Source organism: Alcaligenes sp. DN25 (assembly GCF_023674485.1).
GTDB classification, from domain to species: Bacteria; Pseudomonadota; Gammaproteobacteria; order Burkholderiales; family Burkholderiaceae_B; genus Alcaligenes; species Alcaligenes phenolicus.
In genome coordinates, this window is sequence record NZ_CP098408.1 from 2,721,971 (window position 1) to 2,742,366 (window position 20,396).

At 57.2% G+C, this 20,396-nt stretch carries 19 protein-coding genes; 15 read left to right on the plus strand and 4 right to left on the minus strand.

All coding sequences use genetic code 11. The features are described 5' to 3' along the window. The first annotated feature begins 248 nt into the window (after positions 1 to 248). The 7 genes from NBV64_RS12715 (at position 249) to NBV64_RS12745 (ending at position 6,660) form a co-directional block, all read left to right on the plus strand. Entirely contained in the window at positions 249 to 1,667 is a 1,419-nt protein-coding gene (locus tag NBV64_RS12715; protein ID WP_250755901.1) for an MFS transporter, read from the plus strand. A 38-nt stretch (positions 1,668 to 1,705) separates the two neighbouring features. Further along, positions 1,706 to 2,383 (plus strand): aspartate/glutamate racemase family protein, encoded by a 678-nt coding sequence (locus NBV64_RS12720; RefSeq protein ID WP_250755902.1) that lies wholly within the window; start codon positions 1,706 to 1,708, stop codon positions 2,381 to 2,383. Between the two features lie 50 nt (positions 2,384 to 2,433). Then, complete coding sequence (locus tag NBV64_RS12725; RefSeq protein WP_009456465.1) at positions 2,434 to 2,715, plus strand: MFS transporter; 282 nt, start codon at positions 2,434 to 2,436, stop codon at positions 2,713 to 2,715. Between the two features lie 109 nt (positions 2,716 to 2,824). Continuing rightward, a complete protein-coding gene (locus tag NBV64_RS12730) occupies positions 2,825 to 3,073 on the plus strand; it encodes a hypothetical protein (RefSeq protein WP_152978310.1) in 249 nt (82 codons plus the stop codon). Beyond that, positions 3,070 to 3,336 (plus strand): type B 50S ribosomal protein L31, encoded by a 267-nt coding sequence (locus tag NBV64_RS12735; RefSeq protein ID WP_009456467.1) that lies wholly within the window; start codon positions 3,070 to 3,072, stop codon positions 3,334 to 3,336. Before NBV64_RS12730 ends, NBV64_RS12735 begins: the two co-directional genes overlap by 4 nt. A 300-nt stretch (positions 3,337 to 3,636) precedes the next feature. After that, the gene (locus NBV64_RS12740) at positions 3,637 to 5,232 is read left to right on the plus strand and encodes an ArnT family glycosyltransferase (RefSeq protein ID WP_250755903.1); all 1,596 of its coding nucleotides are present in this window, start codon (positions 3,637 to 3,639) and stop codon (positions 5,230 to 5,232) included. 9 nt (positions 5,233 to 5,241) lie between these two features. After that, complete coding sequence (locus NBV64_RS12745) at positions 5,242 to 6,660, plus strand: MATE family efflux transporter (RefSeq protein ID WP_250755904.1); 1,419 nt, start codon at positions 5,242 to 5,244, stop codon at positions 6,658 to 6,660. A gap of 183 nt (positions 6,661 to 6,843) precedes the next feature. On the opposite strand, the gene NBV64_RS12750 is transcribed toward NBV64_RS12745, so the two are convergent. The 4 genes from NBV64_RS12750 to NBV64_RS12765 form a co-directional block, all read right to left on the minus strand. Next, positions 6,844 to 8,121 carry a quaternary amine ABC transporter ATP-binding protein gene (locus NBV64_RS12750; RefSeq protein ID WP_250755905.1) on the minus strand — a complete coding sequence of 426 codons (1,278 nt, stop codon included), beginning with the start codon at positions 8,119 to 8,121 and terminating at the stop codon, positions 6,844 to 6,846. Further along, positions 8,118 to 8,975 carry an ABC transporter permease gene (locus tag NBV64_RS12755; protein WP_009456478.1) on the minus strand — a complete coding sequence of 286 codons (858 nt, stop codon included), beginning with the start codon at positions 8,973 to 8,975 and terminating at the stop codon, positions 8,118 to 8,120. The genes NBV64_RS12750 and NBV64_RS12755 overlap by 4 nt, the downstream gene beginning before the upstream one ends. 164 nt (positions 8,976 to 9,139) lie before the next feature. Beyond that, entirely contained in the window at positions 9,140 to 10,183 is a 1,044-nt protein-coding gene (locus tag NBV64_RS12760; RefSeq protein ID WP_009456480.1) for an ABC transporter substrate-binding protein, read from the minus strand. 539 nt (positions 10,184 to 10,722) lie between these two features. Next, positions 10,723 to 11,961, minus strand: coding sequence for a class I SAM-dependent methyltransferase (locus NBV64_RS12765; protein WP_009456482.1), 1,239 nt, complete (start codon positions 11,959 to 11,961; stop codon positions 10,723 to 10,725). Positions 11,962 to 12,311: 350 nt separating this feature from the next. Between NBV64_RS12765 and NBV64_RS12770 the strand changes: the two genes are divergently transcribed. From NBV64_RS12770 to NBV64_RS12805, 8 genes are all read left to right on the plus strand, one after another. Beyond that, positions 12,312 to 13,460: a Bcr/CflA family multidrug efflux MFS transporter gene (locus NBV64_RS12770; protein WP_250755906.1), complete on the plus strand. Its 1,149-nt coding sequence runs from the start codon at positions 12,312 to 12,314 to the stop codon at positions 13,458 to 13,460. A gap of 140 nt (positions 13,461 to 13,600) precedes the next feature. Then, on the plus strand, positions 13,601 to 13,837 hold the full coding sequence (rpmB, locus tag NBV64_RS12775; protein WP_003802782.1) for a 50S ribosomal protein L28: 237 nt from the start codon (positions 13,601 to 13,603) through the stop codon (positions 13,835 to 13,837). 35 nt (positions 13,838 to 13,872) lie between these two features. Then, positions 13,873 to 14,040 carry a 50S ribosomal protein L33 gene (gene rpmG, locus NBV64_RS12780; RefSeq protein ID WP_003802781.1) on the plus strand — a complete coding sequence of 56 codons (168 nt, stop codon included), beginning with the start codon at positions 13,873 to 13,875 and terminating at the stop codon, positions 14,038 to 14,040. Between the two features lie 212 nt (positions 14,041 to 14,252). Beyond that, positions 14,253 to 16,913, plus strand: coding sequence for a leucine--tRNA ligase (leuS, locus tag NBV64_RS12785; RefSeq protein ID WP_009456487.1), 2,661 nt, complete (start codon positions 14,253 to 14,255; stop codon positions 16,911 to 16,913). Positions 16,914 to 16,915: 2 nt separating this feature from the next. After that, on the plus strand, positions 16,916 to 17,548 hold the full coding sequence (locus NBV64_RS12790) for an LPS-assembly lipoprotein LptE (protein WP_026483068.1): 633 nt from the start codon (positions 16,916 to 16,918) through the stop codon (positions 17,546 to 17,548). A gap of 2 nt (positions 17,549 to 17,550) precedes the next feature. Beyond that, on the plus strand, positions 17,551 to 18,612 hold the full coding sequence (holA, locus tag NBV64_RS12795) for a DNA polymerase III subunit delta (protein WP_250755907.1): 1,062 nt from the start codon (positions 17,551 to 17,553) through the stop codon (positions 18,610 to 18,612). A 68-nt stretch (positions 18,613 to 18,680) separates the two neighbouring features. Next, on the plus strand, positions 18,681 to 19,976 hold the full coding sequence (locus tag NBV64_RS12800) for a glutamate-5-semialdehyde dehydrogenase (RefSeq protein WP_425541738.1): 1,296 nt from the start codon (positions 18,681 to 18,683) through the stop codon (positions 19,974 to 19,976). A gap of 3 nt (positions 19,977 to 19,979) precedes the next feature. Continuing rightward, a complete protein-coding gene (locus NBV64_RS12805; RefSeq protein WP_035272539.1) occupies positions 19,980 to 20,396 on the plus strand; it encodes a CopD family protein in 417 nt (138 codons plus the stop codon).

Below are 20,396 nucleotides of genomic sequence, written 5' to 3' on the forward strand. Positions count from 1 at the left end.
CCATATCAGGCACTCCGTAGACAAGCCAGCCCAGAAGTTTCATGGCTGGAATCAGATAAGGATCCTACGCAAACGGCGATGATCCTTTTTTTTATTAAAAATCCTTGTATATCAACGCCCTGCTCAGTCAATCAGTAGACACTGCAAAATCTTTCTCGTTTACCCTAGTTTTGAAAATATTTTTTCATGGCAATAATGATTGAAAAAATAATGCTGGGCTCATACACGCCCTGAAACGAGGAGAAACCATGTCTAGCAAGCAGCAACCCTTGCCAGCCGATACCGGGCAGGCACAGGCCAGTTCTACGGCCAACAATCACACGGTTCAGCAGCAACTGGAAAATTCGCTGGAAACCATAGGCGTCACCAACTCGCACCGCAAAGTGCTGGCCCTGATTTTGCTGGGCGTCCTGTTTGACGTGCTCGAGCAAAATGCCGTGGGCCTGGTCGGCCCGCTGCTACAGGAACACTGGGGGCTGACGCCTCGTGATGTCGGGTTTCTGAACACCTTGACCTTCGCTGCCGCCGCCCTGGGGCGTTTGCTGTCCGGCTATATCGCCGACCACTACGGTCGCCGTGTCATGCTGACCATCAATCTGGCCCTGTTCACGCTGGGCGCCCTGATCTGCGCCCTGGCTCCCAGCTACTGGGTACTGGGCCTGGGTCGCATGATTGTGGGTTTTGGGCTGGGTGGCGAAATCTCGATTGCCGTCACCATGCTGGCCGAGTTCTGCTCCTCACGCTTTCGCGGCACGGCTGTCGGCACGATCAACGTCGCAGGTGGCGGTCTGGGCAATATGCTGGCCCCGGCCTTCGGCTTGCTGGTCTTCACCCTCTTTCCCGGCCCAGAAAGCTGGCGCTGGGTGTTTGGCCTGCTGGTCATGCCTGCCTTCATGGTGCTGTTCTATCGTCGCTACATTCCTGAAACGCCCCGTTTTCTGGTGTCTCAAGGGCGTATCGAGGAGGCCAATCAGGTTTTGAATATTCTGGCCTCGGGCAAGCTGGGCCGTCACGTTGCCAATCCCTATCCTTATTTGCACAGCGGCCCGCAGGCACAAAAAGCAGAACGGGTGCGTTTGAACGAGATTTTTCAAGGCCCGCTGGCCATGCGCACCCTGGTGACCGGCATTGCCGTGTGCATGACTTATGGCGCACAGCTGACGGTTCTGACCCTGATGCCTACCCTGCTGGTGGAGCAAGGCTATTCTTTGGTGAAAAGCTATACCTTCACGATCCTGATGCAGTCGGGCAGCCTGCTGGGTGCCTTGACCGCCTCTTACCTGGGCTCCCGCGTGCCTCGCAAGCGCGTCTTCACCTACGGAGCGTTACTGGCTTGCGCCAGCGGTCTGGCCTTTGGCTTCCTGAGCTTCAATATCTACCTGGTGCTGCTATTCGGTGCAGCTTTCCAGTTCTGCGTGCTGCTGCTCAACACCACGATCTGGATTTTCTCCCCCGAACTGTATCCCACCCGCGTCCGCGCCTTTGGCACCGCCTTCATTCTGGCACTAGGCACCCTGGCGGGCGCATTTATCCCTACGCTTAGCGGCTGGGTGCTGGAAGGCTACGGCGTAGCCAGCATGTTCACCTTGATGGCGGGCATGTACATCACCTTTGCCGCTGTCCTGCAGTTGGCGCCCGAAACCTTTGGTCGCCCCCTGGATACCTGATTCACTTAAAAAGCCGCCTTGCTGCGGCCCTTGTATTTATGTCTCATACCGTACTGCTCATCAACCCCAATACTTCCCGTCCCACCACGGACATGATGGTGGCGCTTGCCCAGGCTTGTTTCCAGAGCCTGCAGCGCCGCGACATCCAGGTCCGGGGGCTGACCGCCCCAGAGGGACCGGGCATGTTGACCGAAATGGAAGAACTGGAGCAGGCCGCCGCCATATCCAGGCACCCGCAGGTGCTAGCCCAGGCGCAAGACGTTGACGGCATCATCGTCGGCGCTTTTGGAGATCCCGGCCTGCAAGCCCTGACTGAACGCCTCACGGTTCCGGTTATCGGCATCGGTCAGGCCTCCATGATGCTGGCTGCCCGAGCAGGCACGCCTTTTGGCATTGCCACCACCACCCCCGGTCTGAAGCAATCCATTCTGGATCAGGTACAGCGCTATGGCTGGAGCGAACAATTCTCCGGCCTGCGCCTGACCCCTACCGCCCCGCTGGATCTGGCCCAGGCCCCTGATCGTCAGGATCAGGAACTGGCCGATAGTGTCGCGGCGTGTATCGAACAGGACGGTGCCCGCGCAGTCATCATCGGCGGCGGCCCACTGGCCCAAAGCGCCCAGGCCCTGCAAAGCAGGCTGGCTGTGCCGGTGATCAATCCCATCATTGCTGCCTGCGAGCTTATGGCCGAGCGCCTGCCCCCAGATCAGCCATAACACGCTGTACCACACAAGGAGACACCCCATGACAAGCAGCACCCTTGCGCATGGCCTTCATCAGCCTGATTATTGCCGTGTCCGGCACCATGGGTTGCATTCCGGTGTACTGGCAACTGCCTAACGCCGTTCTGGCAGGCTCGGCAGCAGCTATTGGCGTGGCCTTCATCAACTCGGTCGCCAACCTGGCCGGCTTTGGCGCGCCCTTCATGTTGGGTGCCCTGAAAGACGCCAGCGGTAATTTCCAAAGCGGTTTGTGGATTATTGCGGCACTTGAGCTGGCGGTCGGCATCTGGATTCTGTCTTTCCGCAAGCGCAAACAGATCGACTGACGACCTTATCGACCATCAAGCAAGACGCCCCGAACCCTGACAATCTCCGGGTTTCGGGTCCTGACGCCTATCATTAGGCGGCTTCTTGTTGCACTTGTGCCGCGCTTTGATGGAGTTTTCTTTGAAAAGCGGCGGCTCAATGCTAAAATTTCAGGCTTCATCGGATACGTGGCAAAAAGTCTTTAGGCATTATTCAATCGGGCAGGATGTCAAAACCCAAACCCGGTTAAAAAAACAGCCCTCTAGCTTTTTAGTGCCGGTACTTACAAAAGATTGGAAATCTGCCCTGCGCAGCTTTATTTTTGTAAATACGTGCCTTGCTGGCGGTCCTTATTTGTCAAAACAGGAATCATCATGAAAGAAGGCATTCACCCAGAATACCGTGACGTGGTGTTTCTGGACCTGCAAACGGGCAACTCCTTTATCACCCGTTCCACTGTCCAGACTCGCGAAACCACCGAAAAAGACGGTCAGACTTACCCGCTGTTCAAGTGTGACGTGACGTCCGAGTCGCACCCCTTCTACACGGGCGCTCAAACCCGTATCGTGGAAACTGGCCGCGTTGAAAAATTCCGCGCCCGTTTTGCCCGTACGGCTGGTACCGTCAAGAAAGGCGAATAAGCTCTCTTTCTCGGCATACCGCGTTCAGCGCAAAAAAGGCAGCTTCGGCTGCCTTTTTTTTACCGCACATTTCCCGGCCAAGGCGCCCCCTTTGCATTAAGATAGGGCGAATCAACAGACTGTTTTACCCTAGACGTGTCATCCAGCCTCATACCCACCTCCACCCCTGCTCGCCTGACTGCTACCGCTGCCGTCAAACTTCCCCGATTGGTCCTGCTGGTCGTTGGGACTATTTACATTCTTGCGGGTCTGTTTTTCCGCGATCCCTGGAAGGCAGACGATGTCATCGGGCTTGCAACCATGCTTACCGCTTTGTCAGATCCCAGCGGTCAGGCCTTGTTGTTGCCGCAGGTGGGCGATCTGGCACATGCCCAGGACGGGCCGCTGACCACCTGGTTGGGTGCCCTGTTCATTACGCTGTTTGCGCCACTGCTCAAACTCTTTACCTCTGAGCTGAACGCCAATATTGTGGCGTCCCGACTGCCTAACCTGCTGTGGTTCGGCATGTTGGCGGCTTCGGTCTGGCACAGCGCCTACTGGCTGGCTCGACGCCCTGAGGCCCAACCGCTGCGCCTGCCCTTTGGGGGCGAGCCCTCGCCCACGGACTATGGGCGCATGATTGCCGACGCCACCTTGCTGCTGACGGTAGCCACGGTCGGCATCCTCTGGCGTATGCACGAAACCTCGGAAGTACCAGCCATCATTGCCTTCCAGGCTCTGGCTTTGTACAGCCTGGTGCGCATGTTTGACCGTCCCGCTTCCGGTGCGATCATGCTGGGCCTGTCTTTGGGCGCCTGCTTCCTGACCCGTGGCTGGCTGGGCGCTGGCCCCATCATGCTGGCTACCGCTCTGTGCTTCATTCCACGCGGCCCCTTGCGTCAGCACAGCCAATGGCTGGCCCTCAGTGCCGTCCTGACCCTGGCCATCATCATGGCCTGGTGGATTCCCGCCAAACGCGTCAGTGTGTACTGGACTGAACAGTGGCGTCTGTGGCATCTGGCCGCCTGGGGCTGGGCGGGTTTCAAGGAACAACTGAATAATCTGCGTGACTTGCTGTGGTTCCTCTGGCCGACCTGGCCTTTGGCACTGCTGGCACTGTGGCAGTGGCGCAGCTGGTTCAAGGCCCCGCATATTTATGTGCCTGCCATCAGCCTGCTGGTCCCGCTGCTGAGCCTGCTGTTTATCCGCGATGCCTTCGAGCCTGAATACGCCCTGCTGGTCGTACCTTGCGCCGTCCTGGCCGCGTTCTCGCTGCCCACCTTGCGGCGTGGCGTGGTCAATACGCTGGATTGGTTTGCCATCATGTGCTTCTCACTGACGGCAACCACGGTCTGGCTGGGCTGGATCGCGCAACAAACCGGCTGGCCACGTCAGATTTCGCACAATATCGCCCGCCAGACTCAAGGTTATGACACCTTTATCTCCTGGCCGGTCATGATTATTGCCGCGCTAGGTACGCTCGCCTGGATCGCCCTGGTACGCTGGCGCCTGTCCACCAACCCGCCAGGACTGCTGCGCGGCACGGTCTTGTCTGCAGGTGGCCTGATTACGACCTGGCTCCTGCTGGTTACCCTGTGGATGCCCTCGCTGGACTACGTACGTAGTTACCGAGACGTCTCCGGTGAACTGTCCGCCGCCCTGCGCGAACACAGACAGCCCGGCGAATGCCTGCGCTCCTGGGGCCTGGGTTCGGGACAACGAGCCTCCTTCCTGGTGTTTAATAACATCAAGATCAATTTCGACAACCGCTGCTCTTTGGTGCTGGAACAGTTCTCCCTGCGCGACCTGCAAGATGGCAAGGCCCCCATTCCTGACAATGCGGTCCAGCTCTGGCAAGGTAAACGCGGGCCAGATCGTCACGAGGCTTTCCGTCTGCTGCGAGTACAAGCTCAGTAAGTTTCAATCATGTCCTCCGTGTTTCATCACAACTGGAAAGGCCAGGCAGGCCAAATCCTGCGTCAGGCCTGGCCTGTGCTGGTCGGCTCCTGGGCGGGTATCGCCTTTGGGGTGCTGGATACCGTTATGGTCGGCCACAGCAGTCCGGTCGACTTGCAGGCCATGGGCCTGGGCGTATCCATTTACATCACCGTCTTTATCGGCTTGATGGGTGTCATCCACGCCCTGATTCCTATCATTGCGCAGCAATTTGGCGCGCGCCGCCTGACTGAAGTAGGCCGCTGGTGGGGGCAAGGTGTGTGGCTGGCCCTGTTGCTGACCTTGATCGGCACCCTGGCGCTGGCCTTTCCCAATATCTGGCTAAGCTGGTCGGGCGATTTAAGCCCTGAGGTTCACGACCGGGTGACCTGGTATTTGCGCAGCCTGATTCTGGCCCTGCCCGCCTCCCTGGTTTTCCGAACGATTTACTGCCTGGGCACGGCAACCTCTCACCCCAAAGCCGTCATGCTGATCAATCTGTTCAGCGTGGCCTTCAAGGCCCTGTTCAACTGGATGCTGATTTTCGGGAAATTCGGTTTGCCAGCCATGGGAGCCGTCGGTTCGGGCCTGGCGACTACCGTAGTTTCCTGGCTAATGCTGGCTGCTGGCCTGTGGCTGCTGCGCGCCGACCGCTTCTACAAGCCCTTTAGCTTGCGACTGGGCCTGCCTAGCTGGACGGCGCAGAAAGAACTGCTGCGCCTGGGCCTGCCCATGGGCGGCTCTTACCTGATCGAGATCTGCGCCTTCAGCTTCATGGCTTTGCTGGTAGCCCGCGAAGGGGTCTTTGCTTCGGGTGCACACCAGATCATGGCCAATCTAGCTGCTGTCTGCTTTATGGTGCCCATGGCCGTCGGTGTTGCTGCGGCCTCGGTCAGCGCTCAAGCCATTGGAGCCGGGCAATATCATCGTGCCCGCCATGTGGGAATGTTAAGTCTGGGGATTGTGTTGGCCGGGGTCACGCTGACGATCAGCCTGCTGGTTCTGCTGCGCCCTACCTTGGCCCATGCCTATACCGACGATGCCGACGTAGCCCTGCGCGCCCTGCTCTTGCTGCAACTGCTGCCCTTCTTCCACTTTTTCGACGCGTTCCAGTGCCTGATTTCCTATTTGCTGCGCGCCTATAAAGTGGCTTTTGTTCCCATGTTGCTGCAGTTCTTTGCCTTAAGCGTGTTGGGTCTGGGCGGTGGCTGGTGGTTAGGGTTTGGACCGGCAGCCGGATCCCTGGAAGGGGTTATTCAGTGGCTGGCGCCGGGTGCGCCTGTGGGTGCGGCCAGCTTGTGGACCATGTCCAGCCTGGGCCTGGGGGCCTCGGCCTTGCTGCTGCTGTTCTGGTACAGCCATATTCTACGTATCTACAATCCGGCAAGACGCAAGGCGCGGGCGTCCTAACAAGCAAAGCATGAGCTGCTGGCATTCAGCTCCATGGCAGACTCAGACATCCAGCGGCTCATTGCTCAGCACTAAAAGCCTAAGGCCAAAATAAGCCAAACCGTGAAAGCACAAACAAAAAAAACGGGGCCAGTTATTCAACAGGACCCGTTTTCTTTATCGCTTTAGCAAGACAAGGCTAACTCAGGCAGCAGGTTTACTGCCTTCAATGGCTTCCACGATCTTGGCCGTATCATCCGGAGTCGACCCTGCAGCCGCATCTGGCGATTCCTCCACCGCATCAATCAGCGGGCTGACCAGGTCCACAACCTTGCTGCGCGAGAGCAGGCCCAGGAACTCGTCGTTCTCGCCAGTGACGGCCAAAGGTTCGCTGCTACGCAGCAATTGCCCCAGGATTTCATCCAAACCCATGGTGGCGGGCACGGAACTCATCTCGTCCACAAAGCCGGAAATATCCCGTGCACCTTGCTGCACCGCCTCTTGAGCACTGGAACGCATCAAGACACCGGCCAGACGCTTGCCATCGAGCACAGGGGCATAACGCACGCCCCGTTCGCTCAAGCGCTCCAGCGCATGAACAGCACGGGTACGCATGGTGAAGGTCAGCGTCTTGCTGGAATCGCGCACCGCATGAGCAGCGTTCAGCACTTTACTGCGGTTCACATCCTGCAAGAAGGCCTGCACATAATCGCTGGCGGGCGAGAGCAGAATATCCTCGGGCGAGCCTTCCTGGATCAGTTCACCATCTTTAAGAATGGCAATCCGGTTGCCCAGACGCAGCGCTTCGTCCAGATCATGCGTAATAAACACAATGGTCTTGTTCAGACGGGCCTGCAGTTCCAGCAACTGGTCCTGCATTTCACGTCGAATCAGCGGATCCAGCGCAGAGAAGGCTTCGTCCATCAGAAGAATGTCGGCATCGGTGGCCAAGGCACGCGCCAGACCCACACGTTGCTGCATACCGCCAGACAACTGATGCGGATACTGATTCTCGAAGCCTTGAAGCCCTACCTGCTCCAGCCAGTAAGTGGCTTTCTCTTCACGGGCGGCACGTCCTATGCCCTGCACTTGCAGACCGTAAGCCGCGTTCTCCAGCACCGTGCGATGCGGGAACAGGCCAAAACGCTGAAAGACCATGCTGATCTTTTGCTGGCGGAACTGCATCAGCGCCTTGCCATCCAGGCTCATCACATCCACGTCATCGACCAGAATCTGCCCGGCTGTCGGTTCGATCAGGCGGTTGAAATGGCGGATCAGGGTGGACTTGCCCGAACCGGACAAACCCATGATGACGTAAATGCTGCCATGCTCAATGGACAGGCTGATGTCACGTAGCCCCAAGGTGTGGCCGCTTTTGGCCAGTAGCTCGTCCTTGCGGACACCGTTGCGGGCCTCTTCCAGCCAGCGCTCGGGTTGGGAGCCAAAGATCTTGTAGATATTGCGAACTTCAATCTTGCTCATGAGGCCTCCCGTGTCTGAAAGCGGCGGCCAAATTCTTGTGTGATACGGTCAAACAGAATAGCCAGCAGCACAATACCCAAACCGGCCATCAGGCCACGGCCTACTTGCAGACGGTTGATACCTTGCAGCACTTCGTAGCCCAGACCTCGCACACCGATCATGGAGGCGATCACTACCATGGCCAGCGCCATCATGGTTGTCTGGTTAATACCCGCCATGATGTTGGGCATGGCCAATGGCAATTGCACCCCGTAGAGCTGCTGCCAGCGGTTGGACCCGAAAGAACGCGAGGCTTCCAGCACTTCGCTGTCGACCAGGCGTATACCCAGATCGGTCAGACGAATTACCGGCGCAATGGCGTAAATAATGGTGGCAATCAGGGCGGCGATCTTGCCCAGGTTGAACAGCATCACTACCGGAATCAGATACACAAAGCTGGGCATGGTTTGCATCACGTCCAGCACCGGCATCATGATGCGGCGCAGCCAGTTGAAGCTGGCCATCAACAGACCTAGCGGTATGCCTATCAGCACAGACAGGAAAACGGCCACGATCATCAGCGCCAGGGTCTGCATGGCAGCATCCCACAGGCCGATCAAACCAATGACGAACAGCATGGCACCCATGGCCACGGAAAACAGGACGCGACGGCTGGCAGCCCAGCCCAGCACGACCACCACCAGCACAACGGCCCACCAGGGACTGCTGCGCAAGATGGACTCCATAAAGACCAGCATGTCCAGCAAAGGCTGGGTCATGGCGCGCAAGGTACTGGAATAATTGGCAACCAGATCACCCACGAACTGATCGATGGGCAAACGTAAGGCGCGCGGATCAATCAACTCAGGAAACATAAAAAACACTCCGTAAAACTCGTGCATGCGGCGCGGGCATATCGCCCGGCCATGAGCCTGCCGGCCACAATGGGACCAGGCAGAAAAGCGAGGTACGACTCAGTACCCGCACCCGCATGGGGTGCAGTCACCGAGGCCGGCCTCGCCCTACAACGACACGAATACTAAAGAGCGGCTTTTACGCGCTGAGCCACTTCCATGGGCACCCACTTAGACCAGGTGTCCTCGTGCTCTTTCAGGAACCAGTGCGCCACATCCTCAGGCTCGCCTTCGGTTTTTTCCATGTGGGCCATGGTGTCGTTCATCAGCTCCAGGGGCATGCTGACATTGGCCAGGAAGGCCGTCAGTTCGGGAGCCTGCTTGGAGAACTCCGTATTCACAGCCGTGAACACCGGATTTTCGGGGTAATCGCTAGGCTCTGGATTGGCACAATCCGGGTCCGTCAGACACCCGTGCTTTTTCTCGTCATAAGCGGGCAGTTCCAGCTTGACCAGATCCATGGAACCCACCAGCGGCGTAGGGTACCAGTAGTAGAACACCACGTTTTCCTTGCGCTGATAAGCAGAGGTCAGAGCCGCTTTCTGCGTGGCACCAGTACCGGGCGAGAACAAGGTGAAGGTATCACCCAGCTTCAAGGCATTGAACAGATTGCCGCTGACCACTTCACAACCCCAACCTGCCGGGCAGCCATAGAAGCGGCCTTTACCGGGTTCTTCAGGGTCCTTGAATTCATCCTTGAACTTGGGCAGGTCCGCTGCGGACTTCAGTTCAGGCAGGCGCTCGGCGGTGTAGCGTGGAATAAACCAGGCTTCGCCACCCATATAAATATCACCAATACGTTTTACGTTTCCCTTGGCTTCAGCCTGTTTCCAGGGATCAGCCACACTGTTGAGCCAGATTTCAGTGTTGACATCCAGGTCGCCTCGCTCCAATGCGGCCAAGGCCGGAAGCGTCTCGACCGAGATGACCTCAGTCTTGCAGCCATAACCCTTGTCAGCGATAAAACGCTCGACTTCAGTCAGGACCAGATTGGATTCCCAATTCATGCCGCCAAAGCGAACCGTGCGGTCCAGTTCGCAGGCAACCGGGGTAGCGGCTTGTGCGGCGGACGACAAACCCAGCAACACGCTGGTCAGCACAGAGGCTTGAATCAGGGGAAAGCGGTGCAAGCGCGACTTGGCACCGGCGTGAGGGAAGTATGAAGACATGATGCTCCTCCTTGAGTTACTGTGGACGCGTCCTGCATGATCAGTCGGCGCCAAGGCTAAAGGGGTGTGCGGAAGACGATGCTCTTATCGCCAATACATACCTACGTATAGAGCGAGTGCCAGGCACTCACGAAAAACCCGGAACAATATTCAGGGCTGAGCCCTTTTTGTACTGTTCGCTGCCTTGACCGAAACAAAACGGCTGGGCCAGGGTTACACCGCGCGGCGCGATGATTTGGTGCGAATAGAACACGCAGTTTCAGGCGGTTCTAGATCGAATTGATGAATCTGGTAAGGAGGCCATTCTACGGGCCTTTGCAATCAAAAACAAATTCTTACCTCGAAAAACCATCAAAATCCTGGAATATGTCAATGGCAAAAACGCAACAAAACCCTTGTTTGGCGTGGTTTTAGCGTTTTTCTAAATTTTTTTTTGTTACCTATTAATTCAGAATTGATGGAGTGGCGTAAAAGCAGCCCCAAAAAAGACAAATGACAAGGCATAAAGCCTTGTCATTTGCCCCTCCAGACCGCGCCCTCTAACGCTGGTACATATAGTCCCGACGCCATGGATACACCAGGTCTGGCGCGTAATCCAGCTCCTGTGCCCGCCCAGCACTTTGCGCCTGAGCCAGAACCTGGTGCAAGGCAATCCAGCCATGCTCAAAGCCCATGGCGCAACCAGCCAGATAAACCCGGTAAGCACGCAAAGATTTTTGACCCTGCTCGGAATCCAGCGTGGCCTTGGCCTTGTCCAACTGACTTTCCAAGGCATCGCTCCAGGCCCACAACGTGCGTGCATAGTGCGGACGCAGATTCTCAATGTCCAGGCCTTCCAGACCACCTTCAGCCAGATGACGCAACACATGGCTGATATGGGTCAGCTCTCCACCGGGGAAAATGTATTTCTCGATAAAGTCGCCCATCCCGGCACCCAGCTGGCTATTGTCCACGCCACCGGCTGTAATGCCGTGATTCAGAATCAAACCACCGGGCTTGACCAAACGGCGCAACTTGTCGAAATAGGCACTAAGCTGGGCGCGGCCCACGTGCTCGAACATCCCGACCGAGGCCAGCTTGTCATAAGGCTTGAGTTCATCCAGCTCGCGATAATCCAGCAACATCATGCGGGCCCGGCCCGACAAACCTTTCTGCTCGATCAGCCCGTTCACATAGGCATGCTGGTTACGGGACAAGGTGATGCCCGTCACGTCCACATCGTAGTTTTCAGCCGCCCATATCAGCAGCCCGCCCCACCCGGCTCCCACATCCAGAAAGCGCTCGCCCGATTGCAGACGCAGCTTGCGGCAAATGTGGTCCAGCTTGGCTTCCTGAGCCTGCGCCAGCGTCATGTCCGGTTCGCGGTAATAGGCGCAGGAGTAGACCCGACGCGGGTCCAGCCACAAGGCGTAGAAATCATCCGATAAATCGTAGTGAAACTGGATCTGTTTGGCGTCCCTTTCCTGGGAATGGCGCCAGACGGAAGTCAGATGCTTGACGATGGAAGTCAGCCAGCCTGCCTGGGCAGCGTCAACCGGGGAGCCCGGCAAAATATCCGCTGCCAGCTGCATCAGATCCCGCATGGAGCCCTCAAAGTCCATACGCCCTTCCACGTAGGCCTCTCCCAACTGCCCGGATTGCCCGGCGGCCAGCTGCGCCAAGGTGGCATTATCTTTAATGATCAGATGAACCGCTGCATCAGCCGGGCCAACTTGCTCGCCGTTGGGCAAGGTCAGCCGAACCGGAATGCTGAGTTGATCTAATTTGGCCTGGACCATTGATGAAATTGAACTCAACTTCGCCTCCTTGTATGTAAACAAACAAAGATGACAATGTGTCGCCTCTTTCGACACACCGCCCGTAAGCTGTCAATCCTGTAGCCTAATACAATCAGCCCCTGAATCCGTTGCGTCAAAGTCACGAATCATATGCTTTACACCTAAAGCACTTAGACCGGAGTTGAGCTTGCCCCATGCTAAACTGCCTGCCTTTGGCCCATTGCATCGGTTTGCATTGATGCTCGGCACAGGGTAGTGGGTTCAGGCTCTCGGCCAGGATCTGCCCCACCTTAATACTTGGCCCGATGACACGCAACCACTCCCCTGCATTTCCCCCTTGGCTCATCTTGATGGGGCTGCTCACTGCCCTGGGGCCACTGGCCATTGATATGTACCTGCCCGCCTTCCCGGCAATGGCCCAGAGCCTGAACACCTCGGCGGGCATGGTAGAGCGCACGCTGGCGGGTTTCTTGCTGGGTGTGGGCGTGGCTCAATTAGTGTACGGTCCCATGGCCGACCGCTTCGGGCGCAAGCTGCCCTTGCTGCTGGGCGTGCTGATTTTCACCACCGCTTCCTTTTTCTGTGCACGCGCCAGCGATATTGATGAATTGACCGTGTGGCGCATTGTGCAGGCCTTTGGTGGTGCCGCTGGCATGGCTATTCCCCGTGCCGTGATCCGGGATCGTTTCGAGACCCGTGAAGCCGCCCGCGCCCTGTCCATGCTGATGCTGATTATGGGCGTCATGCCTATTCTGGCCCCGCTGATCGGTGGTCAGATCCTGCTGTTTAGCGACTGGCGCGGTATTTTCTACTTCATGGCCGGCTGTGGCGTGCTCTTGTGGCTGCTGACTTTTTTCACCATGAAAGAGTCCCTGGCCCCCGAACGAGTCCTGCCACTGCAACCCAAACTGATTGCCCATAATTACAGTGCCCTGTTACGCGACCGGCCTTTCATGTTTTATTCGCTGGCCGCCGGTTTCAGTTCTGCAGGCATGTTTGCCTATATCGCCGGATCGCCACGCGTCTTTATTGATTTATTTGCAGTCGAGCCGCGCCATTTCGGTTTTTATTTTGGCGCGAATGCCGCCTGTCTGATTGTTTTCTCTCAAGTCAGCGCCCGTTTGCTCAATACGTACAGCCCGCCCACTTTGCTGCGCGTGGCACAGGGACTGCAAGTGATCTTTACCCTGCTGGGTGCCATTCTGACCCTGCTGGGCGTACTGGACCTGGCCTGGCTGATGGTGACGCTGATGGGCTTTATGGCGTGCCAAGGCTTTGTGAACCCCAATTCCGCGGCCCTTGCCCTGTCTGAACAAGGCCATCGCCTGGGAACGGCCTCAGCCCTGATGGGCGCTTTGCAAATGCTTTGTGGTGCACTGGCCGGTTTTGCGGTCAGCAGTTGGTCCTCTTCCAATGCTTTGCCATTGACCGCCGTATTGGCCAGTTGTGCCGTCTTATCGTGGCTGTTTGGCCGCAACGCAGCAAGGAAAGCACGGTAAAACTTGATCTAAGTGATTTTTCCATATTAGAATAATCTTCTTTGTACCCCAGCACTGGGGTTAACACGATCCTAATTTTACAATCGCCCGCGGCTTTTTTCGTTTAGCGGAGGCTGATTTAGATCTCAAGGGGTATGACCATGGCACGCGTATGCCAAGTGACCGGAAAAGGCCCAATGTCGGGCAACAATGTTTCGCACGCCAACAATAAAACCAAGCGTCGCTTCCTGCCAAACCTGCAGTCCCGTCGTTTCTGGGTTGAAAGTGAAAACCGCTGGGTTCGCCTGCGCGTTTCCGCTAACGCTATCCGCACCATCGACAAGAACGGTATCGACTCCGTTCTGGCCGAAATGCGCTCCCGCGGCGAAAAATACTAAGCTGCGCTTCTTAAACATTTAACCAGGAGCTCATCATGGCTAAAGGTATACGCGAAAAAATCAAACTCGAATCGTCCGCCGGCACCGGTCACTTCTACACCACCACCAAAAACAAGCGCAATATGCCTGAAAAGATGGTGATCAAGAAATTTGACCCCGTCGTTCGCAAGCACGTCGAGTACAAAGAAACCAAGTTGCGTTAATTCGCGCACCGCTCCTGCAGCGGATTGGTTTTCAAAAAAAGCCCCTGCCCTGCAGGGGTTTTTTTTGCCCTTCACAGGCTGCTGTGACAGGCCTGCCTCCTGTCTGCCATTACGCTCATGCACACTGCCCACCTTGCAGCCGTCCACAGCGAGATTTGCCCCGTATAATGGCGGATACTCCTTTACTTTTGTCTAAAACGGTATTGCCACTCATGCAGGAACGTTACAACCCCAGCGAGGTTGAACAACTCGCTCAGCAAAACTGGACCGATCGGGACGCCTATCGCGCCGTCGAAAACGCCACCGCTCCCGATGGCTCGCTCAAACCCAAGTTTTACGCATGCTCCATGCTGCCCTACCCCAGTGGCAAGCTACATATGGGCCACGTGCGCAACTACACCATCAACGACATGATGGCGCGCCAGCTACGCATGCGCGGTTTTAACGTTCTCATGCCCATGGGCTGGGATGCCTTTGGCATGCCCGCTGAAAACGCCGCCATCAAATCGCAGGTTCCGCCCGCCAAGTGGACTTACGACAACATCGCCTACATGAAAAAGCAGATGCAGGCGATGGGTCTGGCCATCGACTGGTCGCGTGAAATGTGTGCCTGCGATCCCGAATACTACAAATGGAACCAGTGGCTGTTCCTGAAGATGCTGGAAAAAGGCATTGCCTACCGCAAGACCCAGACCGTGAACTGGGACCCGGTGGATCAAACCGTTCTGGCCAACGAACAGGTTATTGAAGGCCGAGGTTGGCGCTCGGGCGCGCTGGTTGAAAAGCGTGAAATCCCCGGCTATTACCTGCGCATTACCGACTACGCTGAAGAGCTGCTGGACACCGTGAAAACCGGCCTGCCCGGCTGGCCCGAGCGTGTCCGCCTGATGCAGGAAAACTGGATCGGCAAGAGCCAGGGTGTGCGCTTTGCCTTCCCTCACGATATTCGTGACGAGCAAGGCCAACTGATTCAGGACGGTCGTCTGTATGTGTTCACCACCCGCGTGGACACCATCATGGGTGTTACCTTCTGTGCTGTTGCTCCTGAACACCCGCTGGCCGCCCTGGCTGCCCGCAACAATCCCGAGCTGACTGCCTTTATTGAAGAATGCAAGAAAGGCGGCACCACGGAAGCCGATATGGCCACCCGTGAAAAAGAAGGTCTGCCTACCGGCTTGAGCGTCAAGCACCCACTGACCGGTGCGGACGTTCCTGTCTGGGTCGGTAACTACGTCTTGATGAGCTACGGCGACGGTGCCGTCATGGGCGTGCCTGCTCACGACGAGCGCGACTTCGCCTTTGCCCTGAAATACCAATTGCCTATTCAACAAGTGATTGGCGTTGAAGGCAAAGAGTACGACGCCACTCAATGGCAAGACTGGTACGGCGACAAGCAGCAAGGTCAAACCATCAATTCCGGCAAGTACGACGGCCTGGCGCATGCCGCCGCCGTGGACGCAATTGCGGCAGACCTGAATGCTCAAGAGCTGGGCGAGAAACAAACCACCTACCGTCTGCGCGACTGGGGTATTTCCCGTCAGCGTTACTGGGGCACCCCGATCCCGATCATCCACTGCGAGGATTGCGGCCCGGTTCCTGTTCCGGAAAAAGACCTGCCCGTCGTTCTGCCCGAAGAGCTGATTCCCGATGGCAGCGGCAACCCGTTGAACAAGCACGAAGCCTTCCTGAAGTGCACGTGCCCTTCTTGCGGCAAGCCTGCACGTCGCGAAACGGACACCATGGACACCTTTGTGGACTCGTCCTGGTACTTCCTGCGCTACACCACGCCCAATCTGAACGACTCCATGACCGATCCACGCACCGATTACTGGATGCCCATGGATCAGTACATCGGCGGTATCGAACACGCTGTGCTGCACTTGCTGTATGCCCGCTTCTGGACCAAAGTCATGCGCGACATGGGCCTGGTCAAGATTGACGAGCCCTTCACCCGCCTGCTGTGCCAGGGCATGGTGCTGAACCACAGCTACACCCGCCGCACACCTCAAGGTGGTATCGAGTACTTCTGGCCTGAAACCGTCGAAAACGTCTACGACGAAAAAGGCGCGATTATCGGTGCCCGTTTGAAGAGCGATGGTCAGCCCGTGCAGTACAACGGCATCGGCACCATGTCCAAGTCCAAGAACAACGGCGTGGACCCCCAATCCCTGATCGACACGCTGGGCGCGGATACCGCCCGCCTGTTCATCATGTTTGCCAGCCCGCCAGAGCAAACCCTGGAGTGGTCGGATTCGGGCGTGGATGGCGCCAACCGCTTCCTGCGTCGCCTGTGGGCCTTCTGCTATAACCACGCCGATGCTCTGCGCGCTGGCAATGCCCAACAAGCCACCGACTGGAGCGATCTGGATGCGGCCGCCAAGCGTACCCGTCTGGAAATTCACTCCTTGCTCAAGCAAGCCAATTACGACTACGAGCGTATTCAATACAACACCGTGGTTTCGGCTTGCATGAAGATGCTCAACACCCTGGAGCAGACTCAATGGGAAGACACTCCCGCCGCACAACGTGCACTGGCTGAAACCACGTCCATTCTGTTGCGCGTGCTGTACCCTGTCGTCCCTCACATCACCTGGCAGTTGTGGCGTGAACTGGGTTGGGCAGACAGCCTGGGCGATATGCTCGACGCCCAATGGCCTGCTGTGGATGAACAAGCCCTGATTGCTGACGAAGTGGAGCTGATGCTGCAAGTCAATGGCAAGCTGCGCGGTTCATTGGTCGTGCCTCAGGGAGCGGAAAAAGCCGCCATTGAACAAGCCGCAGCCGAACACGCTGCCGTGCTCAAGTATCTGGAAGGCCGCCCCGCCAAGCGCATCATTGTGGTGCCTGGCAAACTCGTTAACGTCGTAGGTTAATCATGCACCTAGCCCGCCTGCTTCCTTCCAGCTCCTTGTCTGTTCCTGCACCCAGGTTCTGGGGACTGGCGGGCTTGATGATCCTGCTCAGTGTTGTTCTGACAGCGTGTGGCTTTCACCTGAAAGGGGTGGCCCCGCTGCCGTTCGACACGATTTACACCAACATTACGGACAACAGTGCGTTTGGCGCGAATCTGCGTCGAACCTTGTCGGCCAGTTCACCGCAAACCCGCTTTGTGGAGCGCCCGCAAGACGCTGAAGCCATCTTGCAACAGCTCTCCCACAGCCGTAATCAACGCGAAATTTCCATCAACGCCAAAGGCCAGGTGGAAGAGTACGAACTGCAACTGACATTTGTGTTCGAGCTGCTGGACGCCAAAGGCCGCGTGATCCTGCCGCCCACAACACTGAACGTCATTCGTGAAGTACCGTACGATGCTGAGGCTGTACAAGCCAAAGATAGCGAAATCGAGATGATTTTCCGCGATATGGAACAGTCTTTGATCAATCGCATTGTGCGTCGCTTGAGCTCGCCCGACGTGACCAGCGCCTACCATTACATAAGCAGCCAACCAGAGGCCAGCTCCATGGAAGAGATGGAACTGCTGCCCACTCGACAACAGGCTCCGCTGTAAGAATGGGACGCAGGGCCGACCACGACACCTTGCTGCGCGAACTGGCCACGCCAACCGCCGCTTTCCAACCGCTTTATGTGGTGTCCGGTGACGAGCCTCTGTTGCTGGTTGAAGCGGCGGATGCGGTGCGCGCCCGCGCCCGCCAGGACGGCTTTACCGAACGCAGCAGTTTTACCCTGGATGCACGGGCCGACTGGTCGCAGCTGTTTGCTGTAGCCCAGAACATTTCCCTGTTTGGCGATCAAAAACTGGTGGACGTCAATATTCCCAGCGGCAAACCTGGCAAGCCAGGCGGCGACGCCCTGCAAAAGCTGTGCGAGCTGATCAACGGGGGGCAAATGGATGGCACCAGCTTTCTGATTCAACTTCCCCGGCTGGACAAAGCTACACGCAACAGCAAATGGTGTCAGGCTCTGGAGCAGGTGGCCTGTTGGGTTGACATTCAGCCCATCAACCGCAACTCTCTGGCAGGCTGGATTGCCCAGCGCCTGAAAGCCCAGGACCAAAGCCTGGAGCGCAACAGCCTGGAATGGATGGCTGACAAGGTTGAAGGCAACCTGCTGGCCGCCCATCAGGAAATACAGAAACTGGCCCTGATCTACCCACCTGGCCAGCTTAGCCAGGAAGAACTGGAAAACGCGGTTCTGAACGTAGCCCGCTACAGCGTGTTTGATCTGCGTGACTCCATGCTGGCAGGCCACAGTCAACGCGCCCTGACGGTGCTTGATGGCTTGCAGGCAGAAGGCGAAGCCCTACCCCTGGTCTTGTGGGCTGTAGGCGAAGAAGTGCGTACCTTGGCCCGCTTGTCACAAGCGCGTCAGCAAGGACAGGACCTGTCCAACCTGTTTCGCCAGTACCGCATTTTTGGCCCGCGTGAAAAACTCGTTCGTCAGGCCCTGGACCGTATCCCGCCTCAAAGCTGGCCCGCTTCGGTTCTGCATGCACACGATATAGACCGTTTGATCAAAGGCCTGCACCCCAACGGACGTCAGCAAGACCCGTGGGAAGAAATGCGCCGCCTGACCATGCGTATCGCGGTCGCGACACAAGCGCCCCGCCGCTAAGCGTCCGATACCCCTTAACTTCTTAATTGTTGCGATAATGCTCTCTTGAACCGGAGAGTTACACGGCTATGAACGATATCACCCAGTCCTCTGCCGCCACCCAGGTCGGCGATCTGTCTTCCATGATGCAAGATTTGGGCAAGCGCGCCCAGCTTGCTGCCCGTCGTATGCGCGCCGCCACAGGCAAAGCCAAGGCCGACGCCCTGCGCTATATGGCTGATGCCCTGATTGAGCAAAAAGCCCAGTTGCAAGCAGCCAACGAGCTGGACTTGCAAGCGGCACGTGAACGTCAGATTGCCCCGGCCATGATCGAACGCCTGGTCCTGTCCGACCGCGCCCTGGAGATCATGACCACCGGCCTGCGTCAAATTGCCGATATGGATGATCCGGTTGGCCAGATCAGCGCCTCGCGTACCCGCCCGAATGGCATGCGCGTGGCTCAGATGCGTGTCCCTTTGGGTGTCATCGGCATCATTTACGAGTCGCGCCCCAATGTGACTATTGACGCCGCTGCCCTGAGCCTGAAATCGGGCAACGCCACGATTCTGCGCGGTGGTAGCGAAGCCTTTCATTCCAACCAGGCCCTGGCGCAGATCATCTCCAGCAGCCTGGAACGTGCTGGTTTGCCCAAAGAAGCCGTGCAAGTGGTTCCCACCACGGACCGCGATGCTGTTGGCCTGCTCGTAACCATGAACGACTACGTGGACGTCATTGTCCCGCGTGGTGGCAAGAGCCTGATCCAACGACTGAGCGCCGAAGCCACGGTTCCTCTGATCAAGCACCTGGACGGCAACTGCCACGTCTATGTGGACGAATTTGCCGATCTGGAAAAAGCGAACCGCATCGTATTCAACGCCAAGACCTACCGCTACGGTATTTGCGGCACCATGGAAACCTTGCTGGTTCACCGCAGCATTGCACCCGCTTTCCTGCCAGAAATGGCCCGCCAATTGCAGGAAAAAGGGGTGGAACTGCGTGGCTGTGAGCAGACCCGTGCCCTGGTTGCCAATGTGGCCCCTGCTACCGAGGAAGACTGGGAAACCGAATTTGCCGCGGCCATTCTGGCAATCCGCATTGTGGACTCCATGGACCAGGCCATGGACCATATCGCACAGTACAGCTCAGAGCACACCGAATCCATCGTGACGGAAAACCTGAGCCTGGCCGAGCGCTTCCAGCGCGAAGTGGACTCCAGTTCCGTCATGGTGAACCTGCCTACCTGTTTTGCTGACGGCTTCGAGTACGGCCTGGGTGCCGAAATCGGCATTTCCACCAACCGTCTTCATGCCCGTGGCCCGGTCGGCCTGGAAGGCCTGACGACCTACAAATGGGTCTTGCACGGCAATGGCCAAATGCGTGGTTAAATCATGCTTTGGCTAAAAACATTTCACATCTTGTTTGTGACCTCCTGGTTTGCAGGGCTGTTCTACTTGCCCCGCATCTATGTCAATCTGGCCCAGGAGCAAGATGCCAAGACCTATGAAACGCTTCTGGGCATGGCCCGGCGCCTGTATCGCTTTATGGCTCCTCTGGCCATTTTGACTTTGCTGACAGGCCTGGGATTGTTTTTGTATTACGGCATAGGCAAAGGACAGGGCTGGATGCACGCCAAACTGACCCTGGTCTTGATCCTGTTTGCCTTTCACGGTGTGTGCGGACGCTATCTGCGGCAGTTCCAGCAAGGGCAACAAAGCCGCTCACACGTATTCTTCCGCTGGTTCAATGAAATTCCGGTCATCGTTCTGCTGCTGGTCCTCATCCTGGTGGTTATAAAACCCTTCTAA